Origin of the sequence: Streptomyces sp. NPDC053076, from assembly GCF_044546845.1 — a bacterium.
GTDB lineage: Bacteria > Actinomycetota > Actinomycetes > Streptomycetales > Streptomycetaceae > Streptomyces.
The window spans coordinates 1-25,799 of sequence record NZ_JBITZL010000014.1 but is presented as its reverse complement, the minus strand read 5'-3'; the positions used below and the strand labels follow the sequence as shown (position 1 = coordinate 25,799).

Here is a 25,799-nt window from a genome sequence, read left to right as displayed (position 1 = left end):
CGACGGTCTTGGGCGGACACCGGCACGGCACTCGGTCAGCGGTGGGTGGCGCCGGAGGACGGTCGCGTGCGTGTGGACGAGCGCCTGCGCCGAGGAGACGAACACACCGGTCGGGAAGACGACCACGTCCAGCGGCCGCACGGGTCCTGCGGCCCGGCTGCGGGCCGGTTCGGCTCTCAGCCGTTGAGCGTGCCCATGAGCTCGGGCGTGTACCGGTCGCCGGTGACCGCACCGTGCGGGGCGACGGCCTCGATCGCGGCGAGGTCCTCAGCGGTGAGGGTCACCTCGGTCGCGGCGACGTTCTCCTCGAGGTAGCGGCGGCGTTTGGTGCCGGGGATGGCGATCGCGCCCTGGTGCTGGACCCAGGCGAGCGCCAGCTGGGAGGGCGTGACCTCCTTGGCGGCGGCGATACGGCGGACCTCGCGGACGACGTCGAGATTGCGGCTGAAGTTCTCGCCCTGGAAGCGGGGGTCGGTCCGGCGCCAGTCGTCCTCGGCGAAGTCGTCGGGACTGCTGAGGGCGCCGGACAGGAAGCCGCGCCCCAGCGGGGAGTAGGCGACCAGTCCGATCCCCAGTTCGCGCAGGGTGTCGAGCACTCCGTCGTGCTCGATGCCGCGCTCGAAGAGCGAGTACTCGGTCTGGACGGCGGTGAGCGGGTGCACGGCGTGGGCCCGGCGGATGGTCCGCGCCGACGCCTCGGACACGCCGATGTGGCGGACCTTGCCCTCGGCGACCAGTCCGGCCAGGGCACCGACGGTCTCCTCGATCGGCACCTTCGGGTCGATGCGGTGCAGGTAGTACAGGTCGACGTGGTCGGTGCCCAGGTGCCGCAGCGAGCGTTCGAGGGCCCGGCGGATGTACTCGGGCCGGCCGTTCAGGCCGAGCACGCTGCCGTCGTCGGTGATCTCCACGCCGGTCTTCGTGGCGAGCACGGCGGCCTCCCGGCGCCCGGCCAGAGCCTTGCCGAGGAGCTGCTCGTTGACGAACGGCCCGTAGCTCTCGGCGGTGTCCAGCAGGGTGACGCCCAGCTCCAGCGCGCGGTCGACGGTGGCCAGGGACTCGGCCTCGTCGGTGGCGCCGTAGAAGGCGCTCATGCCCATGCAGCCCAGCCCCTGAGCGCCGACGGTCAGGCCCTGACCGCCCAGTGCGCGGTGTTCCATGTGGGTTCCCTCATTCCGTAACTAACTGGATAGATACATGACCGTAGACCCCCGCCGCACGCGTGTCAATAACTAGATAGTTACTTGCTAGGGTGGCGAGCATGCCACGGGACTCCAGCGCCACCAAGACCCGGCTGCTCGACGCCGCGTTCACCGAATTCGCCGCCTACGGCATCGCCGGCGCCCGGGTGGACCGGATCGCCGAGAACGCCGGGGCGAACAAGCGGCTGATCTACGCCTACTTCGGCAACAAGGAGCAGCTGTTCGACGAGGTGCTGCGACGGGCGATGGCGGCGGGTGCCGAGTCCGTGCCGTTCGACGTCGACGACCTGCCCGGATACGCCGGCGCGATCTTCGATCACCTCGTGGCCCGGCCGGACCTCATGCGTCTGCGACTGTGGAAGCTCCTGGAACGCCCCGGCGCCACCGGATCCGAACCGGAGGCCGTCCAACGCAAGACCGCCCAGGTGGCAGACGCGCAGCAGCGCGGCCGGCTGGCCCCGGAGATGGTGCCCGCCGATCTGCTGACCATGGTCCTCGCCGCCGCGCAGGCGTGGTTCTGGGCGGAGGAGGGCGGCCGGCCCTGGTCACCGGAGCGGCTGGCGGAGCACCGCGAGGCGGTCGTCGAGACAGCCCGCCGGATCAGCGCGCCGAAGCCCGTCGGCTCGGGCGGGTAGTCCCCGTACGGCGTCGCGCGGTCCTCGGCCGCGGCCGGCCCGTCGAAGGGCCTCCGCCGAACCAGCGGGAGAAGTGCGGCTTTATTTATTGACAGCGGAAAAGATTCACCCCTAGGTTTCCGGCCGTGCGCTCGACCTCGGCCCGGGAGCCGGCCCCGACGATGGCTCCGGCCGCGTCCCTGGTCTTCACCACCCTCCTCTCCCACGGCCCGCTCACCCGGTCCGAGGTGGGGCGGCGGACCGGACTCTCGCCGGCCGCGGTCACCAAGGCGGTGCGTCCGCTGATGGAACTCGGCTATCTGGTCGAGGGCGTGGACGAAGAGGCCCGCCCCGGTGTGGGTCGCCCGGCCAGCCTGGTCCGGGTGGACGCCGGGAGGGCGCTGTTCATCGGGATCAAGGTCACCGGTGACGAGATCATCGCCGTACTGGCCGACCTGTGCTGCCGGATCCGGACGTCCCGGAACGCACGCCTCAGCCGGCGCGAGCCGGAGGCGGTGCTCCCCGTGGTCACCGCGCTGGTACAGGAGTTGCTCACGGAAGCCGTCAGCCTCGGTGTTCCGGTACGGGGGCTGGGCATCGCGATCTCGGGAGACGTCGACCGCGCCGACGGCGTGGTGCGCTACTCCCCCTTCCTGGAGTGGCGGGACGTACCGCTCGGCGAGCTGGCCGCGACCGCGACCGGGCTGCGGGTCACGGTCGACAACGACGTGCGGGCGCTCACGGTCGCCGAGCACTGGTTCGGGGCCGGAGTCGGACTCTCGGACTTCGCCCTGGTGACCGTGGGCGCCGGTATCGGCTGCGGCCTGGTGGTGCACGGGCAGGTGGTGTCGGGCGCGCACGGCGTGGCCGGCGAGATCGGGCACCTCTCCCTCGACCCGCACGGACCGCTCTGCCACTGCGGCAACCGGGGGTGCGTGGAGGCGGTCGCGGCGGATCCCGCGCTGCTGCGCGCGGTGCGCGCGGCCACGGGCAGGCCGCTGGCCGACGCCGCCGAGGCACTGGCCCTGGCCCACAGCGGGGACCCCGGGGTTCGTGCGGTCTACGCACAGGCCGGCGCGGCCATCGGCAAGGCCATCGGCTCCCTGGTGAACATCCTCGGCCCCGAGCGGGTGATCATCTCCGGGGAGGGTCTGGCCGCCTATGACCTGTTCGCCGAGGGCATCCGGGACGCGTTCGCCGCGTCCGCCTTCGGTACCGCCGCCCGGTGTGACGTGATGACCAGGCCCCTGCCCTTCGAGGAGTGGGCGCGCGGGGCCGCGGCAACCGCGATCCAGGCATTCATGGGGTCGAACACCTACGAGGAGCAGCGATGACACCGCTGAGCCGCGGCCCGTAGGGCGCCGCACGGTCGCCACGACCGTCACGCCACCGGGGCCGCCGCGCGGTGCGGCCCCTCCCCCTCACCGGCGACCCGGTCACCGCCGCCCACCGGGCGCCCCCCTTCCCGCCGCACGTGCCACCCGCAACGCCCGACGGTCCGTGACCGTCGTTCCCGCATGCGCCGTTCCCCGGACATGGAGTGCACCGTGGACACCCAGCACACCGCAGCGCGCGACAACCACCCCAACCGCAGGGGCTTCCTCGCCCTGGCCGCCACCGCGGGCGCCGGAGTCGCCCTCGGCGGCCTGCCCGCGTTCACCGCCTCGGCGGCCCCTGACCGTCCCGCCTCCTCGCCGCTGCTGTCCGCGGCGGCCGCCGCGAAGAACCGGTTGTGGTGGCAGGCTCCCGCCGACCCGGGCTCGATGATCCGGCAGGGCCTGCCGGTCGGCAACGGGCGCCTCGGAGCACTCGCGAGCAACGACCCGGCCGGCGAACTTCTGACGATCACCGATGCCACCCTGTGGACCGGTGGACTCAACGACACGCTGCTGAGCGACGGCCAGTTCCCGTACGGGCGGGCCGACTTCGGTTCCCTGACCCTGCTGGCCAGGCTCACCGTCGACATCCCCGAACACGACCTGGGCTCGGTCGACGGCTACCGGCGCTCGCTGGACCTGGCCCAGGGCCTCGTCAGCGCCTCGTACGACCTCTCCGGCGTCACCTACGAGCGGCAGATCTTCGCCAGCCGTCCCGACGACGTGATCGTCCTGCACTTCTCCCAGCGGGGCGGCGGCACCTACACCGGCACCGTCTCCCTGGCCGGCACCCACGGCGAGTCCACCACCGCGGGCGGTGCGGGTGGCTGCGCGTCGTTCGGCGCCTCCTTCGCCAACGGGCTGAGGTACGGCGCCGCCGTCACGGCCCGCAGCGGCACCGGTACGGTCGCCGTCAGCGGTACGTCGATCTCCTTCCGGGGCTGCGAGGAGCTCACCATCGTGGTCAGCGGCGGCACAAACTACGCGCCCGACGCGGCCGCCGGGTTCCGCGACCCGTCCGTGGACCCGGAGCGCCTGGCACGGACCAAGGTCCTGGCGGCGGCCGGCCACTCCGCGCGGACCCTGCTGCACACTCATGTCGCCGACTTCCGCCCGGTGTTCGAGCAGCTGGACATCAGCCTCGGTACGTCATCGGCCGCACAGCGCCGGCTGGACACCTGGCAGCGGGTGCAGGCGCGCCACACCGACGACGTTCCCGATCCTGAACTGGAGGCCGCCTACGTCCAGTTCGGCCGCTATCTGATGATCTCCGGGTCGCGGGGCAGCCTTCCGATGGGCCTGCAGGGCCAGTGGCTGGACGGCAACGACCCGGACTGGATGGGCGATTACCACACCGACATCAACCTCCAGATGAACTACTGGACGGCCGACCGGGCGGCCCTGTCCGACTGCTTCGACGTCTTCGCGGACTACTGCCTCGCACAACTGCCCTGCTGGACGGACGTCACCCGGCGGCTGTTCAACAGCCCGGCCAACAGGTACCGCAACTCCAGCGGGCGGATCGCCGGCTGGACGGTGGCCATCTCCACCAACCCCTACGGCGGTGGCGGCTGGTGGTGGCACCCGGCCGGCAACGCCTGGCTCTGCCAGAGCCTGTTCGAGCACTACGAGTACACCCAGGACCGCGCCTACCTCGAAAAGATCTACCCGCTCCTCAGGGGCGCCGTGGAATTCTGGGAAGCCCGCCTCATCACCACGACCGTCACCGACGCCTCCGGTGCCGAGCGCGAGGTCCTCATCGCCGACAGCGACTGGTCCCCCGAGCAGGGTCCGCTGGACGCCAAGGGCATCACCTACGCCCAGGAACTGGTGTGGAACCTCTTCGGCAACCACCGCACCGCGGCCCGGGTGCTCGGCAGGGACGCCGCCTACAGCGCGACCGTCGAGGGTCTGCGTCAGCGCCTGTACCTGCCCGTGGTCAGCCCGAGGACCGGCCGACTGCAGGAGTGGATGTCGCCGGACGACCTGGGCGAGACCACACACCGGCACCTCTCCCCGCTCATCGGTCTCTTCCCCGGCGACCGGATCCGCCCGGACGGCTCCACCCCGAAGGACATCCTGGCCGGCGCGACGGCCCTGCTGACCGCCCGCGGCATGGACAGCTACGGCTGGGCCAACGCCTGGCGCAGCCTGTGCTGGGCCCGGCTGAAGAACGCGGAGAAGGCGTACCGGCTCGTCGTCACCAACCTGAAGCCGTCGGTGAACGGCAGCAACGGCAGCGCGCCGAACCTCTTCGACATCATGGACATGGGACAGGGCCGCGGCATCTTCCAGATCGACGCGAACCTGGGCACCCCCGCGGCGGTGATCGAGATGCTGGTCTACTCGCGGCCCGGGCACGTGGAGTTGCTGCCGGCCCTGCCGGCCGCCTGGGCGGCCTCGGGCTCGGTGTCCGGCGTCGGCGTCCGTGGCGGCTTCGTCGCCGACCTCACCTGGAAGAACGGCGAGGTCACCCGGGTGACGCTGACGAGCGTCGGCGGCCGTGACACCACCGTCCTCGCGGGCGGCACCGCCCGGCGGGTCAGCCTCAGGCCCGGTGGATCCGTCACCTTGCGCGACCTCGGACGAGGAGGCGGCACGGCGGCCGGTCGACCGGACGCGGTCTCGTCGAGCCGGTCGGGTCACACAGGCGGTGAGGGCAGGTAACTCGCCAGACCCCGCAGGATGATCTCCAGACCGATGTCGAACCTCTCGTCGGCGGAGTCCATCACCATCACCCCCGCCAGGGCGCGCAGATGGGGGAAGTCCGCCGCGGGCAGGGACGCGAAGTAGTTCTGCATCTCGCCGGCCATCTCGCGCCAGTCGGGGCGGGCCAGGGAGGAGCCGGCACCGCCGTGCAGGGCGGCCCGGTCCTGCCACATGCCCTCCTCCAGGACGAATCCGTCGACGTAGGTGGAGATGAGGTCACCGGCTTCCGCCGCGATGCGGTCGGGCAGCCCGGCGGTACGGAAGACGGCGAGCAACGCCTCGACGTGCGGCAGCAGTTCGGCGGTGAAGGGGACATGGGCCATGGAGATCCTGGCCATGTCACGGTGGGACAGCAGGCAGTGCCGCCAGGCACGGGCGTAGTCCCGCACCTGCTCGCGCCACCGCTCGGGGTCGGCTTCGGGCATCTGGAAGCCGGCGAAGAGGCGGGTGTACATCAGCTCCAGGAGATCGTCCTTGGAGCTGACGTGGGCGTAGAGCGCGGAGACCGAGGCGTCGAGTTCGGCCGCCACCTGGCGCATCGACAGCCCGTCGAGCCCCTGCCGGTCCAGCACGGCGAAGGCGGCGTCGACGACCCGTTCGCGTGAGAGCGGTTCCCGCCCCGGGACGACGCGGGTGCGGGCGGGGCGCTCGCGCTCCCAGGGGGACGGCGGAGGGGGTGCGGGGGTGTCGGCGGCCTCGTCGTTCATGACGACAGTCTAGGCGCCGGGAGAACGGTGTTCTCTCAGGGTGAGCACTGTTCACACTCGTAAGGGGAACGCGATATATCTTGTCCCGTCTCCACGGATTGCGCTATATCTTGAAGAACACCGTTCTTCTTCCGATCGGCGTTCCGCTAAGGTGAACGGCGTTCGTTCACTGAACAGTGTTCTGTCGTGCCTCCGTACGTCTCACCGCGCCCACGGTCTCACCGCGGCGCGCCCTTCTCCGAGGAGTTCCGATGTCCACCACCGGTGTCGCGTCCGCCGAGACGCCCACCGACACGCCGGCGCCCTACCGGTGGCGCTGGGCTGCCCTCTTCGTGATCCTCGCGGCCGAGGTGATGGATCTCCTCGACGCCGTGGTCACGAACATCGCCGGCCCCGCCATGCGGGCCGACCTCGGCGGCGGCGCCTCCACCTTGCAGTGGCTCGCCGCCGCGTACACCCTCTCCATGGCCGTCGGCCTCGTCACCGGAGGCCGGCTCGGGGACATCCACGGGCGCCGCCGGATGTTCCTGGTGGGAGCCGCCGGCTTCACCGTGGGTTCGCTGCTGTGCGCGATATCCGTGTCGCCGGAGATGCTGATCGCCTCCCGCGTCGTACAAGGGCTGTTCGGCGCGGTGATGCTGCCGCAGGGCCTCGGCATGATCAAGGAGATGTTCCCGCCCAAGGAGTCGCAGAAGGCTTTCGGCCTGTTCGGCCCGGTCATGGGGCTGTCCGCGGTGTGCGGGCCGATCCTGGCGGGCTGGCTCGTGGACGCCGACTACTTCGGCACCGGGTGGCGGATGATCTTCCTGATCAACCTCCCGCTGGGTGCCGCGGCCCTCCTGGGCGCCCTGCGCTACCTGCCGAGGAGCCAGTCCGGCGGCAAGCCGCGCCTGGACATCCCCGGCATGCTCCTGGTCTCGACGGCCGCACTGCTCATCATCTTCCCGCTGGTCCAGGGCCGTGAGTACGACTGGCCCGCCTGGACGTTCGCGATGATGGCCGCCTCCGTGATCGTCTTCGCCGTCTTCGGCGTCTACGAGTCGCGCCGCGGCAAGGCCGGCCGCGACCCGCTGGTCGTGCCCAGCCTCTTCCGCAAGCGGGGGTTCAGCGGGGGCATGACCCTCGGGCTGGTCTTCTTCTCGACCATGCAGGGCTTCATGCTGGTCCTCAACCTCTACGCCCAGATCGGCCTCGGCTATACGCCGCTCAAGTCGGGCCTGTTGATGATTCCCTGGTCGGGCGGCATGGTCGTCGGCTTCGGCATCGCTCAGGGGGTCGCCCGGTTCGGGCGGGCCGTGCTTCAGGCGGGCGCCCTGGTCATGGCGGTCGGCGTGTTCGGCGTATGGCTGACCCTCGACGTCGTGGGGGACGACATCGGCCCCTGGCAGCTGATGCCGTCCCTGCTCGTCACCGGCATCGGGATGGGCCTGCTGATGGCGCCGTTCTTCGAGATCGTGCTCGCCAGTGTCGAGCAGCACGAGACCGGCTCGGCGTCCGGCACCATGACCGCGGTGCAGCAGCTCGGCGGTGCTTTCGGCGTGGCGCTCCTCGGCACCGTGTTCTTCGGTCTGCTGGGCGGCGGCATCGCCGGCGCCGTCGACCACCGCTCGGACGGTCTGCGGCGGGAGCTGGCCGCCGCGCACGTCGCACCCGCCGCGCGGGAACACATCGTGACGGACCTGCGGACATGTGCCTCGGACCGTGCCGTCGCCAAGGATCCGGCGGCGACCCCGGCGTCCTGCACGCGTCTGGAGCAGGACACCAGGTCCGCCGTGACCTCGCCCCGGACCGGCGCACGGATACCGGCCGTGCTGGAGGACACCGCGTCCTCGGCCTTCCGCAGCGGTTTCGGGTCCGTCATGAAGTCGGTGCTGTGGATCGTCGACGGCCTGCTCGCCCTGACCTTCCTGCTGGCGTTCCTCCTGCCGCGCCATGCGCGCCCCGAGGGATCCGCCGGGCACTGAGGGCCGCGCCGGAACCGGCCGGCATCGGGGGCGTCCTCTTGGTGGGGGCGCCCTCTCAGCCGTACCGAACAGCTCCCCTCCGGCCGCGCCCGCGCCTCGACCGAGCGGGTGCCTTCCGGCGTGCCGGGGCGGTGGGCTGCCGCCGCGGACCGCGGGTGCCTTCTAGCCTCGGCGGCATGCTGGGGCTTCCTGTTCACGTCCGTGCCTGCCTGTTCGACCTCGACGGGGTGCTCACCCAGACCGCGAAAGTGCACGCGGCCGCCTGGAAGGAGATGTTCGACGGCTATCTCCGCGAGCGCGCGACCCGCGAGGGGACCGCGTTCGTCCCCTTCGACGCGGTCCGCGACTACGACGAGTACGTGGACGGGCGCCCCCGTGAGGACGGGGTGCGCACGTTCCTCGCCGCCCGCGGGATCCATCTGCCCGAGGGATCGCCGGACGACCCGCCCGAGGCGGAGACCGTGAACGGCCTGGGCACCCGGAAGAACAACCTGGTGCTCGAGCGGATCCGGCAGGACGGGGTGGAGCCGTACGAGGGCTCGGTCCGCTTCGTCCACGCCGTGCGGGAGGCCGGGCTGCGCTGCGCGGTGGTGTCGTCCAGCGCGAACTGCCGGGACGTGCTGGTGGCGGCCGGGATCGAGGACCTGTTCGACGAGCGGATCGACGGAGTGGTGGCTCACGAGCGCCGACTGCGCGGCAAGCCCGCCCCGGACACCTACCTGGAGGCGGCCCGCGGTCTCGGCACGGAACCGGCCGAGGCCGCCGTGTTCGAAGACGCCCTGGCCGGTGTCGAGGCGGGCCGGGCGGGACGGTTCGGCGTGGTCGTCGGGGTCGACCGGGTGGGCCAGGCGGAGCAGCTGCGGGCGCACGGGGCGGATGTGGTCGTCCAGGACCTCGCCGAACTTCTGGAGTCCCGATGATCACTCATCCCAGCTTCACGGTCGAGCCGTGGTGCCTGCGGGAGACCGAGCTGAATCTCGACGTGCTCGCGCAGAGCGAGTCGGTGTTCGCGTTGTCCAACGGGCACGTCGGGTGGCGCGGGAACCTCGACGAGGGCGAGCCGCACGGACTGCCCGGCGCCTATCTCAACGGCGTCTACGAGCGGCACCCGCTGCCCTACGCGGAAGCGGGCTACGGCTATCCCGAGTCCGGCCAGACGATGATCAACGTCACCGACGGCAAGATCATCCGACTGCTCGTCGACGACCACCCGTGCGATCTGCGGTACGGCCGGCTGCTGGCGCACGAGCGGGTCCTGGACTTCCGCTCCGGTGTGCTCAGCCGCACGGCGCGGTGGACCTCGCCCGGCGGCCGGACGGTCCGGATCACCTCACACCGGCTCGTGTCCTTCACCCAACGCGCGGTGGCGGCGATCGTGTACGAGGTCGAGCCGGTCGACGGACCGGCCACCGTGGCCGTGCAGTCCGAGCTCGTCGCCAACGAACAGATGCCCCGTTTCGAGGGCGACCCGCGCGTCGCCGCGGCGACCGAGTCCCCGCTGCTGCCCGAGGAGCACTTCGCCCAGGAGACCCGGCTGCGGCTCGTGCACTGCACCGACCGCAGCGGGCTGCGGGTGGCGGCGGCGGCCGACCACATCGTGGAGGGGCCCGAGAGCACGCGCTGGACGGCGCAGAGCGAGCCCGACGTCAGCCGGCTGACGGTGACCGCGGACCTGACGCCCGGACAGCCGCTGCGGCTGGTCAAGTTCGTCGCGTACGGCTGGTCGGGGGAACGTTCACTGCCGGCCGTCCACGATCAGGTGGACGGAGCGGTGGCGGGCGCGGTCAGCACCGGCTGGGACGGACTGCTCGCCGCGCAACGGGCGTACCTGGACCGCTTCTGGGCCGGGGCGGACGTCGAGGTGGAGGGCGACGCGGAGATCCAGCAGGCGGTGCGGTTCGCCCTCTTCCATGTACTGCAGGCGGCGGCCCGCGGCGAGAACCGGGCGATCCCCGCGAAGGGCCTGACCGGAACCGGGTACGACGGACACTCCTTCTGGGACACCGAGTCGTACGTGCTGCCGGTGCTGACGTACACCGCGCCGGAGACCGTCGCGTCGGCGCTGAGATGGCGGCACGGGACGCTGCCGGCGGCTCGGGAACGCGCGCGCCAGCTCGGGCTGGCGGGGGCGACGTTCCCCTGGCGGACCATCGACGGCGCCGAGTGCTCCGCCTACTGGCCCGCCGGTACGGCCGCCTTCCACGTCAACGCCGACATCGCCATGGCCGTCGAACGGTACGTCCTGGTGACCGGTGACGAGGACTTCGAGCGCGGTGAGGGGCTCGATCTCCTGGTGGACACCGCACGGCTGTGGCGGTCCCTCGGTCACCACGACGCGGAGGGCGTCTTCCACATCGACGGCGTCACCGGCCCCGACGAGTACAGCGCCTTCGCCCGGGACAACCTGTACACCAACCTGATGGCCCGGCAGAACCTGCTGTTCGCGGCGGACGTGGCGGTGCGTCATCCGGACCGGGCGGCGGAACTCGGTGTCGACGACGAGGAGGCCGCGGGGTGGCGGGACGCCGCGGCCCGGATGGCGGTGCCGTACAACGAGTCCCTGGGCGTGCACGAGCAGTCGGCCGGCTTCACGACCTTCCAGCGCTGGGACTTCGAGGCCACACCGGCCGAGCACTATCCGCTGCTGCTGCACTACCCGTACTTCGACCTGTACCGCAAGCAGGTGGTGAAGCAGGCCGACGTGGTGCTGGCGATGCTGGAGTGCCCGGGCAACTTCACCGACGAGCAGAAGGCGCGCAACTTCGCCTATTACGAGGCGCTGACCGTCCGCGACTCCTCACTGTCGGCGTGCTGCCAGGCGGTGCTCGCCGCCGAGACCGGGCATCTGCGACTGGCCTACGCCTACCTCGGCGAGGCCGCGCTGATGGACCTGGACGATCTGGAGCACAACACCCGGGACGGGCTGCACATCGCTTCCCTCGCCGGCACCTGGATCGCCCTGGTCACAGGTTTCGGGGGCATGCGCCGATACGCCGGCGAGGACGAAGGGCCGGCCCGGCTGGCGTTCTCGCCGCGCCTGCCGGAAGCGCTGTCCAGGGTGGCGTTCACCGTGCTGGTAGGCGGACGCAGGATGAAGGTGGACATCGGCCGGTCCCATGCGCGCTATCAGCTGGTCGAAGGCGAACCGCTGGTGATCCTGCACCACGGGGAACCGGTGACGGTGACCGCCGACACGCCGGCCGACCGCCCGGTGCCCGCGCTCCCCGCCCGCCCCGAGCCCCAGCAGCCGGCGGGCCGCCGCCCGGAGGGCCTGTCCAGCGGGGAGGAGCCCGCGCCGGAAAGACGCGAGTAGCACTGCGCCCGAGCCGGTTGCACGGGCGTCGGTGACCTGGACCGTCTCACCGGGCGGGCGAGGCGGGTGTCGGCCGGCTTCGCCGCCCCGGCCCGTCGCCGCGCGGTGGCCGTGCCGCAGAGACTGGAGGCGGTGAGGCCGCCCGAATCGTGGAGAGGTCGGCTTCCGGGGCTCTGGAGGGCGTCGGCCGCAGCGAACCGAGGTCAGCGTTTCACGCCGCCGACCGGCCCTGTGCGGCACTTGGCCCAACGGCGCGGCCGTTTCGACGGACAGGTCGTACGGACGCAGCCGCCCCGAGCCCTTCGACGTGGCGGCGCCGGGCGCGGTACGGGCGGCCGGAAGTCTGTCACCGCAAGATCACATATCCGCGCCTGCCGGGATCAGTGTCGGCACCCGCGGCAGACGGCGTCGACCCCTGTGGGCACGCGTACCGTGCGCGGACGGGCCCCTCGCCGCGTCCCCGGGACGCGGGTGCGATGCCCACCACCACCGGCCCGGCGGAAGCTGGGCGAGCGGGATGCCAATACCTCATCTCGCCAGTGCAGAAATATGGTCGCCTGCGGGATGAGAATTCCTGAACGAGCCGGAAAACGCCTGGGCGCCCCCACCCGACTGTGTGTTAGCGTGATACCAGTTGCAGTTTTGGTTGCCAGAGACTTGTTTCTTTGCAGAGCTTTCCGGATCTTTCCGGAGGGGTGATCATCGCGGCGACTCGGGATCCGTAAGGTGCGGACTCCGGCACTGCCCCCCAAGGGAGATTCAATATGGCATCTGGCACCGTGAAGTGGTTCAACGCGGAAAAGGGCTTCGGCTTCATCGAGCAGGAGGGTGGCGGTCCTGACGTGTTCGCCCACTACTCGAACATCGCCACCCAGGGCTTCCGCGAGCTTCAGGAAGGCCAGAAGGTTACCTTCGACGTCACGCAGGGCCAGAAGGGCCCGCAGGCCGAGAACATCGTTCCCGCCTGACGCTGACGCGAATCGTCGCGAGCCCAGGGCTCGCGCATCATGTGGCTGGGGCCCGCGCTCTCGGGGTGCGGGCCCCATCTCATTGCGTTCCCGCCCTCCGCGGGATTCACCGCAGCATTTCACAGCCCCGGCCTCCCTCTGACAGGCCCGGCTTTTCGCATTTTCTTCGGCTCAGTCTTGTGAATCCTCGTGCGGCAGCACCCGCTGGGCGGATTTCCTCGATACGTGCCGCATCGAGGAAGGTTCCGCCATGAACCGCACCAGTCGTACCGGCGGCAGCTCCGCTCGCTTCCGCGCCGACCGAGGCTCCACAGGCTCAGCAGGCTCTGCCCGCGGCAGCCGCTTCCGCACGCAGGAGGCACGTCGCCAGAGTCCTCGTCCGGCCACCGGGCGAAAGGGCGGCCAGGGAGCACGTCCCACCGCACGCCGTCAGGAGTTCGCCCTGCCGGTCACCCTCACCGAGCCGCTGCCGGCCGTCGAGACGTTCGCCGAACTGGACATGCCCGAACGGCTGCTGGCCGCCCTCGGTGCCGAGGGCGTGAGCGTGCCCTTCCCGATCCAGGCGGCCACGCTGCCGAACGCGCTGGCCGGCCGCGACGTCCTGGGCCGTGGACGCACGGGCTCGGGCAAGACGCTCGCCTTCGGGCTGCCTCTGCTGGCCCGGCTTGACGGTCAGCGGGCCCAGCCCCGGCAGCCGCTCGCCCTCGTCCTCGTACCCACCCGGGAGCTGGCTCAGCAGGTCACCGACGCGCTCGCCCCCTACGCCCGCGCCCTGCGGCTGCGGCTCACCACCGTGGTGGGCGGCATGTCGATCGGGCGTCAGGCCAGTGCGCTGCGCGGCGGTGCCGAGGTCGTCGTCGCCACGCCCGGCCGGCTCAAGGACCTGATCGAGCGGGAGACTGCCGGCTGGACCAGGTCGCGGTCACCGTCCTGGACGAAGCCGACCAGATGGCCGACATGGGCTTCATGCCGCAGGTGACCGCGCTGCTCGACCAAGTCGGTCCCGACGGCCAGCGGTTGCTGTTCTCGGCCACTCTGGACCGCAACATCGACCTCCTGGTACGCCGCTACCTCCACGACCCCGTGGTGCACTCGGTCGACCCGTCCGCGGGAGCCGTCACCACCATGGAGCACCATCTGCTGCACGTCCACGACGCCGACAAGCACGACGCCGCGACCGAGATCGCAGCCCGCGACGGTCGGGTGATCATGTTCCTGGACACCAAGCACGCGGTGGACCGGCTGGCCAAGCACCTGCTGTCCGTCGGCGTGCGTGCCTCGGCCCTGCACGGCGGCAAGTCCCAGCCCCAGCGCAACCGGACGCTCGCCCAGTTCAAGGACGGCCGTGTCTCGGTCCTGGTGGCCACCAACGTGGCCGCCCGCGGGATTCACGTCGACAACCTCGACCTGGTCGTGAACGTGGACCCGCCCGGCGACCACAAGGACTACCTGCACCGCGGCGGCCGTACCGCCCGCGCCGGCGAGTCGGGCACCGTCGTCACCCTCGTCCTGCCGCACCAGCGTCGCTCGATGGACCGCCTGATGACCGACGCCGGCATCACTCCGCTGACCGCCCGGGTCCGCCCGGGCGATGCCGAACTGCAGCGCATCACCGGCGCCCGGACCCCCTCCGGCGTGCCCGTCACCATCCCCGCACCGGTCGCCGAACGAGGCGAACGCGGCGAAGGCTCGCGGTCCGCCGGACGCGGTCGCCGGGGAGGTGCCGCGGGACGCGGCGGAAGCGGGCGGGCCACCGCTGGGACCCGCCGCGCCGCCCCCAGGAACAACCCGTAGCCCAGGCACCGGGACTCCCGGCGCCGCGGTGGCCGCCGGGGGCACGTCCCTCGCCTGAGGCGTCCCCGTGCCCGCCGACACGCCCCCCTCAGGCCCCCCGCTCTCCCCGCTCTCCCCCGTCCATCCGTTTGACCGCTTGCTGACCAACTGCTGACCGCGCGCCGACCGCCGTCGCGCGGGCGACCCCTCCGGTGTTTCTCCCCCAACCCTATGGAGGCATCCATGCGCTGTGTCATCGCCCACTTCCCCTTCGACCTGATCAAGAGCGAGGTCGAGCAGTCGATGAGCGGCATCACGCCGGAACCCGTCACCGGCCTTGCCGTGACCATCGGCCGCCGTGTCTACCCCGTGATGCAGGTCGGAGAAGTGGTCACCAGGCAGAACCGCCGCGACTTCACGTCGGGCGAGATGCGCCGGGCACTGACCCGACTCGGCTTCACCTGCCACGACGCGCCGCCGGCCACGCCGGCCTGGGACGCGCGAGCCGAACAGGGGGTCGAGGGCTGGTGAACCCTCGCATCCTTCCCGGCGCAACGCCCTCACTGAGCTAGGCTCTTCAGGTATGTCGCACCCTGACGAACTGCTTGTCGGTATCGCCGAGATGGTGGAGTCGCAGCACAGCAGTCACATGTCCCTGACCGTCGTGGTGCCGGGGGCCGTCATCACAGGTCGGCTGGCCCCGGAAGCCCTGTGGAAGGAGCGGGTGGCCGAAGTCCTGCGGGACTCCGGGCAACTGCGGCGGTTCGCCGCGGCCTTCACTCCGCCCCGGGGCAGCGGCGAGCCGCCACCGGACGGTGACCGGCCCACGCACCTCCACTTCCACGTCGCCCGGATCCTCCAGGGCAGCTTCGGCATCCCCGACACGGGCGGCATGTACCGCGTCGCGTTGAAGGACGTGAGCGCCTGGACCATCGGGGACATCGGCTACACGGATCAGTGAGCCCCGGCGGCCTCGCCCGCACGTCCTACGGCTGGTTCCGGCCTCTGTGGCCTCCGGACGGCCCCTGCCCGGCAACCCCGGACGTACGCTGGTTCCACCGAGAGCATCTCGCGCAGCGCGACCACGGCGGTGCCGTTCCCGGCGAACGACGGCAGCGGACGGCCAGGAGCCGCCCGGGACGGGATCGCATGAGGGACGTCACCGGAATGTCGGCAGAAGGCGTCTTCCCGGGCGGAGCACGCACCTATCGGATGCCCGTGCCCCGGCTGACACTCACCGCGGGTGTCAGCCGGGGTCCGCTGAACGGGGCCTGGTGGCCGCGCTGCGACCTCCTGGAACTGGAGTTGCCCGCGCTCGTCGGCTCGCTGGACCCCGGCGTCGGCACCGTCACCCGCGTCACCGTGGACACCATCGCCTGGCCCGACGTCCCACGCACGGTCGCGGCGCCCGGCCGCATGATCGAAGTGGCTCTGTCGGACGTCGACGCCGAAGCGCATGCGATCGCCCTGGAGTACGGCACGGCGGGCCGCCGGGATCTGCTGGTCATCCCTCCCGGCCAGTCGGTCGCGGCGGCGACCTGGCTGCTGGCCAGGGCCGCGGATCCGTCGAACACCCTGACGGCCACCCACATGCTGGCGCTCGCCATGGCCGGTTTCGAGGAGGACTGCGGGTGACATCAGGTCTTGGGAGCGGTCGAGCGCCGCGCGGCCGGCACCCCGCATCCGGTCGGGGCCGGCGAGCAGCGGGGTCACGTGCGCCGGCATCTCCTCGGGGTGGGTGAACCAGCGCCCGCCGTCGAGTACTCCGCCGTCTTCGGTGAGACAGGGCGTTCCCGTGCGAGTCGCCCGTTCCGTGCTGTCGGCCGTTGCCCGAGGTCGCCGGCCCATCCGGGGGGATAACCCCCGACGGGCGGTGGGGCGGACCTCTGGGCATACGGAGGCTGACAGGCTTCTGCGGGCGTACGGCCGTCTTCAGACTTCTCGGCATGACGACATCCCCCGATGCTTCCGTTGCGATCCGTCGCTCCGCCGACGATGCGGGCGCGCCTCGCCCCGGTGCCGGCAGTGACTTCGCCGCACTGTCCCGGCGGATCGCCGAGGCCGGCCTGCTGAAGCGGCGCCCCGGCTACTACACGGTCCGGCTCGGTCTCGTGATCGGCCTGTTCGCTGCCGCGGATGGGGAGCCTTCTTCGTGCTCGGCGACTCCTGGTGGCAACTGGCCGTGGCCGCCTTTGTGGCCCTGGTGTTCGGGCAGGTCGCCCTGCTGGCGCACGACCTGGCACACCGGCAGGTCTTCCGGCGGCGCCGGCACAGCGAGATCGGAGGGCGGCTGTTCGCCAATCTCGGTATCCGCATGAGCTACGGGTGGTGGATGAACAAGCACACCCGCCACCACGCCCATCCCAACCATGAGGAACTCGACCCCGATGTGGCCCCGGACATCCTGGTCTGGTCCGCCGAACAGGCCCGCGCCAGCCGGGGCCTGGCTCGCCTTCTCGGTGGGGCCGAGATCGGGGTGCCGTACCACGAGACCGGACTGATCCGGTCCTACCGTGAGGCCCTGACGCACATGCACCGTGTGGGCGAGCCGATCAGGCGGCGGCGGAGGGCCTGATCCGCGGAGGAACGCGCGGCGGGAGCCCGGCGATCACGGGATCACGGGGATCCGGGATCACCGGCGGCGACGTCCCGGCGCGCGGCACTGAGCCCGTCGGGAAGAGACGGACGCCTCAGCCCTTCGGGCGAGAGGCCCTTCGGCCCGTCGCGGAGGAGACAGCCTGTCGCGGAGGAGACAGCCCGTCGGAGAGGGGGGCTTTCGCCCGTCGGGGGAAGAGGCCCTTAGCTCGTCGGAGAAGAGGTCCGGCGCGGCAGCTTCCAGTTCGGTCGCGGGAAGTGGCAGGTGTAGCCGTTCGGATAGCGTTCCAGATAGTCCTGGTGCTCCGGCTCGGCCTCCCAGAAGTCGCCCACGGGCTCGACCTCGGTGACCACCTTGCCCGGCCACAGGCCGCTGGCCTCGACGTCCGCGATGGTGTCGAGGGCGACCCGGTGCTGTTCTTCGTCGGTGTAGTAGATGGCGGACCGGTAGCTGCGACCGGTGTCGTTGCCCTGGCGGTCCCGCGTGGTCGGGTCGTGGATCTGGAAGAAGAACTCCAGGATGCCGCGGTAGCTCGTGGCCTTGGGATCGAAGCGGATCTCGATGGCCTCGGCGTGGTCGCCATGGTTACGGTATGTGGCGTTCGGCGTGTCCCCGCCGCTGTAGCCGACGCGGGTGGACACCACGCCCGGCTGCTTGCGGATCAGGTCCTGCATTCCCCAGAAACAACCGCCGGCCAGCACGGCTCGCTCGGTTTGCGATGTCATCGGTCACTCCCTCACGTTCGAGCCGCTGTCCGGCGCGGTCGTCTACGTACGGTCCTCACGTGCACCCAGCTTATTACCACCCGAAAGTAATCATCGAGCGAGCCGGTTGCGCGGGCGGGCACCCCGTGCCGCGGCACCCACGGCCATCGCCCGGCGCCCGAGTCTTGACTCGGACGGCGGCACTGGCGATCCTCAGGGGCGGCAGTTTGCATAGGACATGACAAATCGGTGTGCGCGGGGGACCTCGGGCCGGACGTCCTTGGCCGTCGGCCGCGCATCCCGCCGACCGAGGGACGTGGGCCGTGGCCTTGACCACACGCCGGTACCGCAGACGCCAAGGCGTCACCATCATGTCGCTGCTCCTCCTCGTACTGGCCGTCGTCCTCGGACCCACTCCGAGTTCGGCGGCCGGGAACGACTGGTGGATCCCGACCGCACGCCCCGCGCCGGACTCCCGGATCGATGTCACGGGCGAGCCGTTCACCGGTACCGATGCCGACGGGAAGGTGCGCGGGTTCGTCGACGCCCACGACCACCTCTTCGCCAACGAGGCGTTCGGCGGGCGGCTCATCTGCGGCAAGACGTTCTCCGAGGCCGGGATCGCCGACGCGCTCAAGGACTGCCCCGAGCACTACCCCGACGGTTCGCTCGCCGTCTTCGACTTCATCACCAAGGGCGGTGACGGCAGGCACGACCCGGTCGGCTGGCCCACCTTCAAGGACTGGCCGGCACACGACTCGCTGACCCACCAGCAGAACTACTACGCCTGGGTGGAACGCGCCTGGCGCGGCGGTCAGCGGGTGCTCGTCAACGACCTCGTCACCAACGGTGTGATCTGCTCGGTGTACTTCTTCAAGGACCGCGGCTGCGACGAGATGACGTCCATCCGGTTGCAGGCGAAGCTGACGTACGACCTGCAGGCATACGTCGACAAGATGTACGGCGGCCCGGGCAGGGGCTGGTTCCGGATCGTCACCGACAGCGCCCAGGCCCGCGAAGTCGTCAAGCAGGGCAAGCTGGCCGTCATCCTGGGAGTGGAGACCTCCGAGCCCTTCGGCTGCAAGCAGGTCCTGGACATCGCCCAGTGCGACAAGCACGACATCGACGCGGGCCTGGACGAGTTGTACGCGCTGGGTGTGCGCAGCATGTTCCTGTGCCACAAGTTCGACAACGCGCTGTGCGGCGTCCGCTTCGATTCCGGCACGCTCGGCACGGCCATCAACGTCGGACAGTTCCTGTCGACCGGCACCTTCTGGAAGACGGAGAAGTGCGCGGGCCCGCAGCACGACAATCCCATCGGCTCGGCCGCCGCGCCGGGGGCCGAGGCGAAACTGCCGGCGGGCGTGAGCGTCCCCTCGTACGACTCGGACGCGCAGTGCAACGTCCGCGGCCTCACCGATCTCGGCGCATACGCGGTGCGGGGCATGATGAAACGCAAGATGATGCTGGAGATCGACCACATGAGCGTCAAGGCCGTCGGCCGCGCGCTGGACATCTTCGAGGCCGACTCCTACCCCGGCGTGATCTCCTCGCACAGCTGGATGGACATGAACTGGACCGACCGGGTCTACGGCCTCGGCGGCTTCATCGCCCAGTACATGAACGGCTCGGAGGGGTTCGTGGCCGAGGCGAACCGCACCAAGGCGCTGCGGGACAAGTACGACGTCGGCTACGGCTACGGCACGGACATGAACGGTGTCGGCGGCTGGCCGGGGCCTCGGGGCGCTGACGCGCCGAACAAGGTGACCTATCCCTTCCGCAGTGTCGACGGAGGCTCCGTCATCGACCGGCTGACCACCGGTGAGCGCACCTGGGACCTGAACACCGACGGAGCCGCGCACTACGGCCTCGTCCCGGACTGGATCGAGGACATCAGGCACGTCGGCGGCCAGGGCGTGGTGAACGACCTCTTCCGGGGCGCCGAGTCCTACCTCGACACCTGGGGAGCCACCGAGCAGCACCAGGCGGCGGTCGATCTCGCCGACGGGGCCTCGGCCACGGCCAGTTCGACGGAGTGGAACCCCTTCACCAGCTACGCACCCGGCCGCGCCGTCGATGGCACCCGGGACACCCGCTGGGCCAGCGGCTGGAGTGACGACCAGTGGCTCCGGATCGACCTGGGCTCCACCCACCGGGTCGGGCGGCTCACGCTCGACTGGGAGCGCGCGTACGCGAAGTCGTACAGCATCCAGCTCTCGACGGACGGCGAGAACTGGCGGACCGCCTGGGCGACCACCACGGGCGACGGCGGCCTCGACACCGCCCGCTTCGCCGGCACGCCCGCGCGCTACGTCCGCGTCACCTGCACCGAGCGTGGCACCACGTGGGGATACTCGCTGCACGAGGTCGGCGTTCACAGCAGCTGACGACCGGGCCCGGCGGCGCCGCCGTTACGCACGGGCGGCGGCGCCGGTCTCGCGGTGTTCTCCTGGACCGGGCCGGCTCCGGCGGGTCAGACCTGCTCGGCGGGGGGTGTCCGCGGCGGGTGTCGCCCGTCATACGCGCAGGACTCGGTTGCCGGCGCGGGTGAACGGCCGCGCCTGTGCCAGGGGCAGACCGGTGTCGGTGACGATCGCCTCGAAGTCACGGAAGTCGGCGAACCGGCAGAAACTCACCACGCCGAACTTGGTGTGCACCCCGCACAAGACCTTGCGCCGCGACACCTTCATCACCTGCGCCTTGGTATGGGCCACCCCGGGGTCCGGCGAGGTCACCCCGTGCTCCCGGGAGATCCCGGTCGCACTCACATAGGCCAGATCGACGACGAACTCACTCAGCATCTGCGACACCCACGGCCCCACCGCGGACCGGGTACTCCCCCGCACCTGACCACCCAGCAGCATCACCCTGACGTTCTCCCGCCCGCTCAACCGCTGTGCGGCCCCCAGGGCCGGAGTCAGCACCGTCAGCGGCCGGTCCTCGGGTAACGCCTCGGCGATCAACTGCGGAGTGAACCCCCCGTCCACGAACACCGTCTCCGCGGGCCCCAGCAGCCCCGCGGCGGCAGCCGCGATGCGTCTCTTCTCCGGCACCAGACGGCGGATCCGCGTCTCCGGCGACGCCTGGTGACCCCGCGTCTCCACCGGATACGCACCACCACGCGTACGCCGCAACAAGCCGTGCGCCTCCAGGACCCGCAGGTCCCGTCGGATCGTCTCCAGCGACACACCCAGTTCCTCGGCCAGGACCTGCACGTCGACCGCTCCCAGACCACGGGCCCGGTCAAGTATCCGCCGCTGCCGCTCGTCGCCCTGCATCTCGCCTCCCCGCGCTCCCCCGTATCCGTCAGGACCGGCCCCGCCACCTCGCACGGGCCGTGCTGAGATCACATCGCATCGCGGGCACTCCATGCGGGAATGCAACCCGCTCGTCAGGTTCTCGTCACAGGGAATCCCTGGTGCTTCAGGTGGCGGCCCCGGGCGACACCACCTCGGCACGGCGGCCGTTGGCGACGTTGTGCACACTGGCACGGCCCCGATGGGCCTCGACGACGCCGCGGACGATCGCGCGGCCGAGTCCCGCACGGCCCGGGTGTCACGGAAGGTACGGGTGCCGGGCGCCGCCGCGCCCCACGGCCGCGGGAACCGTCACCGCTGTCGCCGTCGCCGCCACAGGTGCCATCCTGCCGTGGCGCCGGTGCCCGCCACGACGGCCGACAGGACCAGGGTCAGCCCCAGCGGATAGTCGAGCGGCAGCACCGAGGCGTTCGCCGGCCGGCCCGGGCGCAGGAGCACCGGCAACGCCACCAGCGTGACCGTCCCCGCCGTCAGCAGCCCGGCCCGCCACACCCCGCCCAGCCGTCCGCCGGTCACCAGCAGCCCGACGGTGAGCACGACCGGCACGAGCACCCCGTCGTGCAGTGCCAGCACGCCGCCTGCCCAGAGGAGTACCTGCCAGACGGTGCCCGGCCGGGTCTCGTCGAGCAGGTGTGTCACACCGACCGCGCCCAGGGCGAGGCCGGCGGCGCCCACCAGCAGGCGCAGTGCGGTCGTCGTACTCGGTTTCATTCCGGGATCACCTCCAGACGGGTGACCCACTTGGTCTGCAGGACACCGGGGCGGTCGGGGGCGATGACGCGGGCCGGATGACCGTGGTCCGGCGACAGGACCTCGCCGTTGAGGCGCAGTGCCAACAGGGTCAGGTCGTCGCGGGTGTAGGTGCGGTCCATCTCCGTGACGCGGTATCCGCCGTGGGTCTGCATCGACACGACACGCAGCCGCGCCCCGTCGGGCAGCCCGGCCCGCGCCAGTAGGTCCTTGATCCGCACCCCCTCCCAGTGGGCCGACTTCGACCAGCCCTCGACGCAGGCGATGGGCAGCGTGGCGGAATGCTGCGGCATGGCGCGCAGCTGGTCGAGGGTCAGCTCGAACCCGGCCGGACCCGTGACCCGCAGCCGCCAGGTGTCCAGTGCCTGCCGGGTGATCCCCGCGGCGCGCGCCGTCCGGTTGACGGGCAGGCCCTGCCGGCCGGCGTCGGGGTGGCGCGGGGCCAGCAGGTCCAGGCGCCCCAGCGGGGTCACCGACTGACCCGCCGTCACGGCGGTCACGGTCCCCACTGCCGCGCCCAGCCCGATCAGCAGAGACCGGCGGTCGGCTCGTACGAGGCGTGACTCGGCGGCTTCGGCCGGAGCGTCCGGGCCTGCCGCCGGCTGCCGGCGCCAATGGGCCGCGACCGCAGGCGCCTTGACCGCCAGGTGCACCAGCAGCGCACCGACGATCAACCAGGCCAGGGCGTAGTGCACCGACCGGAAGTCGAACGGCCAGGGGTACCACTGCGTGGTGTTCAGCAGCCCCATGAACAGCTCCAGCAGTGTGGCGCCGACCAGTACCGCGATCGACAGGCGCTCCAGCGCATGCCCGACGCCACGCACCGCGGGCCAGACGAACAGCCGTGGATACACCGTCCACAGTTTCACCAGCAGCAGCGGGATCGCCGCGATCCCGCTGATGACATGGAGCCCCTGGGTGAAGCGATACCCCGACACCGGTCTGGTCGGCAGATGCCCGACGAGCCACGCCGGGGGCTCCTGCAGCAGATGGCTCACCAGTCCGGTGAGGAAACAGACCAGCAGGGCGAGACCGAGCAGCCGTCCTACGACGGTGGCGGTGCGGGCATCGTGGAGGCGCCCGGCGAACATCGGAGGGCGAATACGCAAACGCATGCTGCCATTCCACGTCCCGGGCCGGGATTCTCACAGGTTGCGGCGCCTTACGAAATCCTGACGACGCCGCTGCCGGACCGGTTCCCCGACCTGTACTGCAGCACCTCGATGACCCCCAGGACATCGGCGAGCCGCCTCCCGCCCGCTTCCCCTCACGGCTCCTTTTCCACGATCCTTCCCTTCGCACGGGAGAACACGGGAGAACACGGGAAGGGCGTCACTTCACCGATGTTCAGTGCTCACTCCAGGGGTACATCCTGGGCGGCGTCGATACGTGCCGCCCGAGCTTCGCCTGCGGACCGCAGCGAGCCCCGGCACCCGGTCGACCCGCGTCACGCGTCGGGCGCGTCGATGATCTTGCCGTTCTTGTCGAGCGTGTGCGTCCGCCAGTACACGTCCCACTTGTCGTCGACGTGCTGGGGCACCTTGCCTTGCGGGTAGCGCACACTGTCCGGCGGCGGCTCCTCACCGTCCTTGACACATGAGCCGCCGGTGCCGCCCACCGTGATGACGGGATACTCGCCGTCCGAGCAGATGTCCTCCTTGTATTCGAGGGAGCATCCGGTGAGCACCGCGAGTACGGCCGCGCTCGTGAGAGCGACAGCGCCGGTACGGGTGCCGCGGGGCCGAGAGGTGACACGGAGGAAAGCCCCGAGAGAGGTGGCCACGATGGTCTCCTGGTGTGAGTCGGACGTCGTGCGACGCATCCCCCACTGTGGGCCGCCTCGATGCCCGAATCCTGAGTAGGCGTACTCAGTCGGGGTCGTGCAGATGCTCAACGTGCGGTGCGCACCCTGTCGTCGAGACGGTCCTCGAGCGGGGGCTGGGCATGGACCGCTGCTTCGGCCGCCTTCCGACTCCTGTGCGGCGAGCGGATTGCCGCGCATTCCGCGGATGCTATGTTCGCAGGTGGCGCCGCTCTTTCGGACCGTTCCCGGCGGCTTGGGACGAGGAGGCGCGAGGGCGGGGCGAACCGTGGGCCGCGAGGAACACGCCCACGCGGGACTGTGCCCGCCCACGGTGACGGCAGCAGCAGGAGCCCCCATGACCAGCCGCGTGTACCTCGTCTCGCCCGCTACCAGTGCGTCGCTGCGGCAGGCCCGCTTCGACGACGGCGGCGGCTCGATCGACGACGCCGGGGCCGTTCGCGCCCGCGCTGCCGCCGGGGCACTGCCCCCGGCGGCCCGGGTCCTCGTCTCGCCCAGCGTGCGGTGCCGGGAGACGGCGGCTGCACTCGGCCTCGAGGGCACGGCGGTACCGGAGCTGGCAGGTCTGGACGTGGGCCGCTGGCGAGGTCGCACGCTGGACGAGGTGGGAACCGCCGAACCGGAGGCGGTGGGTCACTGGCTCACCGATCCCGACTGCGCACCGCACGGTGGTGAGACGGTGAGCGACTTCTGCTCACGGGTCGCCGACCGGTTGTCCGACGGGTCCTTCACGGACGGCCGCACGGTCGCCGTTGTCGAGCCGGAGGTCGTACGGGCCATGGTGATGCATGTCCTGGGGCCGCCCCTGTCCGCCTTCTGGCGGCTCGATGTCCCACCGCTGACGGTCACGGAACTCAGCGGACGGGCCGGACGCTGGAACCTGCGGCTCGGACAGCCGCTGAACCCGGCCGGGACCGCCGCCCAGGCACCATGAGGAACGGCTCGCCGTCAAGGGGAACGGCCGGGAGCCATCAGGAACGGCTCGACGTCACGGGGAACGGCCGGGAGCCATGAGGAACGGCTCGACGTCACGGGTGAACGACTCGGCGCCGGCTTCCGGTGCCGGTCCCTGACCGGCGCATATCACCCGGCCGTCTCCGGAGTGGAGCCTGTTCCGGCGAGACCGAGTTCGCGCTCACCGAGCGGGGCGAAGAAGCGTTCCACGTCGGTGTCGGTCACCTCGGCGAGGGTTACCGGGGACCAGCGCGGGTTGCGGTCCTTGTCGATGACCTGGGCGCGGATGCCCTCCACCAGGTCGGCGGTGCTCAGGGCGGCACAGGAGACGCGGTACTCCTGGTCGAGGACGCGCTCCAGCGGGCCGAGGCGCCGGGCGCGGCGGATCGCGGCCAGGGTGACCTTCAGGGCGGTGGGCGACCTGGCGAGCAGGGTCTCGGCCGCCTCCTTCGCGTCCGGGCCGCCGTGGGCGAACAGCCCGTGCACGATCTCCTCGACCGTACCGGCGGTGTAGCAGGCGTCGATCCACTCCCGCCGTCCCGCCAACTCCCCCGGCGGAAAAGGCTGGACGTACCGGTCGAGGGCGTCTCGCACCGGCGTGTCGGTGAGGTCGTCGGTGAAGTCCCGCAGGGAGGCGGAGGGTACGTAGTGGTCGGCGAGCCCGCAGAGCAGGGCGTCGCCGGCCCCGATCTGCGCGCCGGTCAGCGCCAGGTGGGTGCCCAGTTCGCCCGGGGCGAGCGCCAGCAGATAGGTGCCACCGACGTCGGGCACGAAGCCGATGCCGGTCTCGGGCATGGCGATCCGCGACCGTTCGGTGACGATGCGGACGCTGCCGTGCGCGGAGACGCCGACGCCACCGCCCATGACGATGCCGTCCATGACGGCGACGTACGGCTTGGGGTAGCGGGCGATGCGGGCGTTGAGGCGGTACTCGTCGCGCCAGAACGCGGCGGAGGCGGTGCCGTCACCGTCGCGAGCGTCGTCGTGCACGGCGCGGATGTCACCGCCCGCGCACAGGCCGCGCTCCCCC

The 25,799-nt window shown here is 71.2% G+C and carries 20 protein-coding genes and 3 pseudogenes; 14 read left to right on the top strand and 9 right to left on the bottom strand.

Translation table 11 applies throughout. From position 1 onward, the window contains the following. Window positions 1-176 precede the first annotated feature (176 nt). On the bottom strand, window positions 177-1,160 hold the full coding sequence (locus ACIGYR_RS36355) for an aldo/keto reductase (RefSeq protein ID WP_399606971.1): 984 nt from the start codon (window positions 1,158-1,160) through the stop codon (window positions 177-179). A gap of 101 nt (window positions 1,161-1,261) precedes the next feature. On the opposite strand from ACIGYR_RS36355, the gene ACIGYR_RS36350 reads away from it, so the two are divergent. From ACIGYR_RS36350 to ACIGYR_RS36340, 3 genes are all read left to right on the top strand, one after another. Continuing rightward, window positions 1,262-1,837, top strand: a complete 576-nt coding sequence (locus ACIGYR_RS36350; RefSeq protein ID WP_399606974.1) for a TetR family transcriptional regulator — start codon at window positions 1,262-1,264, stop codon at window positions 1,835-1,837. Window positions 1,838-1,962: 125 nt separating this feature from the next. Then, window positions 1,963-3,150, top strand: a complete 1,188-nt coding sequence (locus tag ACIGYR_RS36345; RefSeq protein WP_399606977.1) for an ROK family protein — start codon at window positions 1,963-1,965, stop codon at window positions 3,148-3,150. Window positions 3,151-3,351: 201 nt separating this feature from the next. Continuing rightward, window positions 3,352-5,859 (top strand): glycosyl hydrolase family 95 catalytic domain-containing protein, encoded by a 2,508-nt coding sequence (locus tag ACIGYR_RS36340; RefSeq protein ID WP_399607164.1) that lies wholly within the window; start codon window positions 3,352-3,354, stop codon window positions 5,857-5,859. On the opposite strand, the gene ACIGYR_RS36335 is transcribed toward ACIGYR_RS36340, so the two are convergent. Beyond that, the gene (locus ACIGYR_RS36335) at window positions 5,835-6,608 is read right to left on the bottom strand and encodes a TetR/AcrR family transcriptional regulator (RefSeq protein ID WP_399606979.1); all 774 of its coding nucleotides are present in this window, start codon (window positions 6,606-6,608) and stop codon (window positions 5,835-5,837) included. The genes ACIGYR_RS36340 and ACIGYR_RS36335 overlap by 25 nt on opposite strands. Before the next feature lie 251 nt (window positions 6,609-6,859). Between ACIGYR_RS36335 and ACIGYR_RS36330 the strand changes: the two genes are divergently transcribed. From ACIGYR_RS36330 to ACIGYR_RS36290, 9 genes and pseudogenes are all read left to right on the top strand, one after another. Then, complete coding sequence (locus ACIGYR_RS36330; RefSeq protein WP_399606982.1) at window positions 6,860-8,572, top strand: MFS transporter; 1,713 nt, start codon at window positions 6,860-6,862, stop codon at window positions 8,570-8,572. A 176-nt stretch (window positions 8,573-8,748) separates the two neighbouring features. Beyond that, window positions 8,749-9,492: an HAD family hydrolase gene (locus ACIGYR_RS36325; protein WP_399606984.1), complete on the top strand. Its 744-nt coding sequence runs from the start codon at window positions 8,749-8,751 to the stop codon at window positions 9,490-9,492. Continuing rightward, window positions 9,489-11,885: a glycoside hydrolase family 65 protein gene (locus tag ACIGYR_RS36320; RefSeq protein WP_399606987.1), complete on the top strand. Its 2,397-nt coding sequence runs from the start codon at window positions 9,489-9,491 to the stop codon at window positions 11,883-11,885. The genes ACIGYR_RS36325 and ACIGYR_RS36320 overlap by 4 nt, the downstream gene beginning before the upstream one ends. A 764-nt stretch (window positions 11,886-12,649) precedes the next feature. After that, window positions 12,650-12,853, top strand: coding sequence for a cold-shock protein (locus tag ACIGYR_RS36315; protein ID WP_031482971.1), 204 nt, complete (start codon window positions 12,650-12,652; stop codon window positions 12,851-12,853). Window positions 12,854-13,103: 250 nt separating this feature from the next. Beyond that, window positions 13,104-14,647, top strand: a pseudogene (locus tag ACIGYR_RS36310) (DEAD/DEAH box helicase). A 222-nt stretch (window positions 14,648-14,869) separates the two neighbouring features. Further along, a complete protein-coding gene (locus ACIGYR_RS36305; protein WP_399606990.1) occupies window positions 14,870-15,157 on the top strand; it encodes an SCO5918 family protein in 288 nt (95 codons plus the stop codon). 52 nt (window positions 15,158-15,209) lie between these two features. Continuing rightward, entirely contained in the window at window positions 15,210-15,587 is a 378-nt protein-coding gene (locus tag ACIGYR_RS36300; protein ID WP_391843895.1) for a hypothetical protein, read from the top strand. Window positions 15,588-15,775: 188 nt separating this feature from the next. Further along, a complete protein-coding gene (locus ACIGYR_RS36295; RefSeq protein ID WP_399606993.1) occupies window positions 15,776-16,261 on the top strand; it encodes a DUF5994 family protein in 486 nt (161 codons plus the stop codon). Between the two features lie 311 nt (window positions 16,262-16,572). Next, window positions 16,573-17,201: pseudogene (locus ACIGYR_RS36290) on the top strand (fatty acid desaturase family protein). Between the two features lie 224 nt (window positions 17,202-17,425). Here the strand turns inward: ACIGYR_RS36290 and msrA are convergent. After that, window positions 17,426-17,947 carry a peptide-methionine (S)-S-oxide reductase MsrA gene (msrA, locus tag ACIGYR_RS36285; RefSeq protein WP_391843889.1) on the bottom strand — a complete coding sequence of 174 codons (522 nt, stop codon included), beginning with the start codon at window positions 17,945-17,947 and terminating at the stop codon, window positions 17,426-17,428. A 350-nt stretch (window positions 17,948-18,297) separates the two neighbouring features. On the opposite strand from msrA, the gene ACIGYR_RS36280 reads away from it, so the two are divergent. Then, complete coding sequence (locus ACIGYR_RS36280; RefSeq protein ID WP_399607166.1) at window positions 18,298-20,313, top strand: discoidin domain-containing protein; 2,016 nt, start codon at window positions 18,298-18,300, stop codon at window positions 20,311-20,313. A gap of 129 nt (window positions 20,314-20,442) precedes the next feature. Here the strand turns inward: ACIGYR_RS36280 and ACIGYR_RS36275 are convergent, their stop codons facing one another. The 5 genes and pseudogenes from ACIGYR_RS36275 to ACIGYR_RS36255 form a co-directional block, all read right to left on the bottom strand. Beyond that, window positions 20,443-21,204 (bottom strand): DeoR/GlpR family DNA-binding transcription regulator, encoded by a 762-nt coding sequence (locus ACIGYR_RS36275; protein WP_399606996.1) that lies wholly within the window; start codon window positions 21,202-21,204, stop codon window positions 20,443-20,445. A gap of 145 nt (window positions 21,205-21,349) precedes the next feature. Then, a pseudogene (locus tag ACIGYR_RS36270) lies at window positions 21,350-21,478 on the bottom strand (two-component sensor histidine kinase); the annotation flags it as partial. Between the two features lie 56 nt (window positions 21,479-21,534). Continuing rightward, window positions 21,535-21,954: a hypothetical protein gene (locus tag ACIGYR_RS36265; RefSeq protein WP_399606999.1), complete on the bottom strand. Its 420-nt coding sequence runs from the start codon at window positions 21,952-21,954 to the stop codon at window positions 21,535-21,537. Continuing rightward, entirely contained in the window at window positions 21,951-23,108 is a 1,158-nt protein-coding gene (locus ACIGYR_RS36260) for a molybdopterin-dependent oxidoreductase (RefSeq protein ID WP_399607002.1), read from the bottom strand. Before ACIGYR_RS36260 ends, ACIGYR_RS36265 begins: the two co-directional genes overlap by 4 nt. 332 nt (window positions 23,109-23,440) lie before the next feature. Continuing rightward, window positions 23,441-23,776 carry an SCO0607 family lipoprotein gene (locus ACIGYR_RS36255; protein WP_391843882.1) on the bottom strand — a complete coding sequence of 112 codons (336 nt, stop codon included), beginning with the start codon at window positions 23,774-23,776 and terminating at the stop codon, window positions 23,441-23,443. Between the two features lie 376 nt (window positions 23,777-24,152). On the opposite strand from ACIGYR_RS36255, the gene ACIGYR_RS36250 reads away from it, so the two are divergent. Next, window positions 24,153-24,749 carry a histidine phosphatase family protein gene (locus tag ACIGYR_RS36250; protein ID WP_391843880.1) on the top strand — a complete coding sequence of 199 codons (597 nt, stop codon included), beginning with the start codon at window positions 24,153-24,155 and terminating at the stop codon, window positions 24,747-24,749. Between the two features lie 149 nt (window positions 24,750-24,898). Here ACIGYR_RS36250 and ACIGYR_RS36245 read toward each other — a convergent pair. Continuing rightward, window positions 24,899-25,799 (bottom strand): enoyl-CoA hydratase/isomerase family protein (locus tag ACIGYR_RS36245; RefSeq protein ID WP_400014420.1); only part of this gene is annotated, 901 nt, incomplete at its 5' end.

Excerpts from the sequence above, each read along its gene's own strand:
- ACIGYR_RS36355 (WP_399606971.1), bottom strand. The coding sequence starts at position 1,160 with ATGGAACACCGCGCACTGGGCGGTCAGGGCCTGACCGTCGGCGCTCAG.
- ACIGYR_RS36350 (WP_399606974.1), top strand. The coding sequence starts at position 1,262 with ATGCCACGGGACTCCAGCGCCACCAAGACCCGGCTGCTCGACGCCGCG.
- ACIGYR_RS36340 (WP_399607164.1), top strand. The coding sequence starts at position 3,352 with ATGGAGTGCACCGTGGACACCCAGCACACCGCAGCGCGCGACAACCAC.
- ACIGYR_RS36335 (WP_399606979.1), bottom strand. The coding sequence starts at position 6,608 with ATGAACGACGAGGCCGCCGACACCCCCGCACCCCCTCCGCCGTCCCCC.
- ACIGYR_RS36330 (WP_399606982.1), top strand. The coding sequence starts at position 6,860 with ATGTCCACCACCGGTGTCGCGTCCGCCGAGACGCCCACCGACACGCCG.
- ACIGYR_RS36325 (WP_399606984.1), top strand. The coding sequence starts at position 8,749 with ATGCTGGGGCTTCCTGTTCACGTCCGTGCCTGCCTGTTCGACCTCGAC.
- ACIGYR_RS36320 (WP_399606987.1), top strand. The coding sequence starts at position 9,489 with ATGATCACTCATCCCAGCTTCACGGTCGAGCCGTGGTGCCTGCGGGAG.
- ACIGYR_RS36315 (WP_031482971.1), top strand. The coding sequence starts at position 12,650 with ATGGCATCTGGCACCGTGAAGTGGTTCAACGCGGAAAAGGGCTTCGGC.
- ACIGYR_RS36305 (WP_399606990.1), top strand. The coding sequence starts at position 14,870 with ATGCGCTGTGTCATCGCCCACTTCCCCTTCGACCTGATCAAGAGCGAG.
- ACIGYR_RS36300 (WP_391843895.1), top strand. The coding sequence starts at position 15,210 with ATGTCGCACCCTGACGAACTGCTTGTCGGTATCGCCGAGATGGTGGAG.
- ACIGYR_RS36295 (WP_399606993.1), top strand. The coding sequence starts at position 15,776 with ATGAGGGACGTCACCGGAATGTCGGCAGAAGGCGTCTTCCCGGGCGGA.
- msrA (WP_391843889.1), bottom strand. The coding sequence starts at position 17,947 with ATGACATCGCAAACCGAGCGAGCCGTGCTGGCCGGCGGTTGTTTCTGG.
- ACIGYR_RS36280 (WP_399607166.1), top strand. The coding sequence starts at position 18,298 with ATGTCGCTGCTCCTCCTCGTACTGGCCGTCGTCCTCGGACCCACTCCG.
- ACIGYR_RS36275 (WP_399606996.1), bottom strand. The coding sequence starts at position 21,204 with ATGCAGGGCGACGAGCGGCAGCGGCGGATACTTGACCGGGCCCGTGGT.
- ACIGYR_RS36265 (WP_399606999.1), bottom strand. The coding sequence starts at position 21,954 with ATGAAACCGAGTACGACGACCGCACTGCGCCTGCTGGTGGGCGCCGCC.
- ACIGYR_RS36260 (WP_399607002.1), bottom strand. The coding sequence starts at position 23,108 with ATGCGTTTGCGTATTCGCCCTCCGATGTTCGCCGGGCGCCTCCACGAT.
- ACIGYR_RS36250 (WP_391843880.1), top strand. The coding sequence starts at position 24,153 with ATGACCAGCCGCGTGTACCTCGTCTCGCCCGCTACCAGTGCGTCGCTG.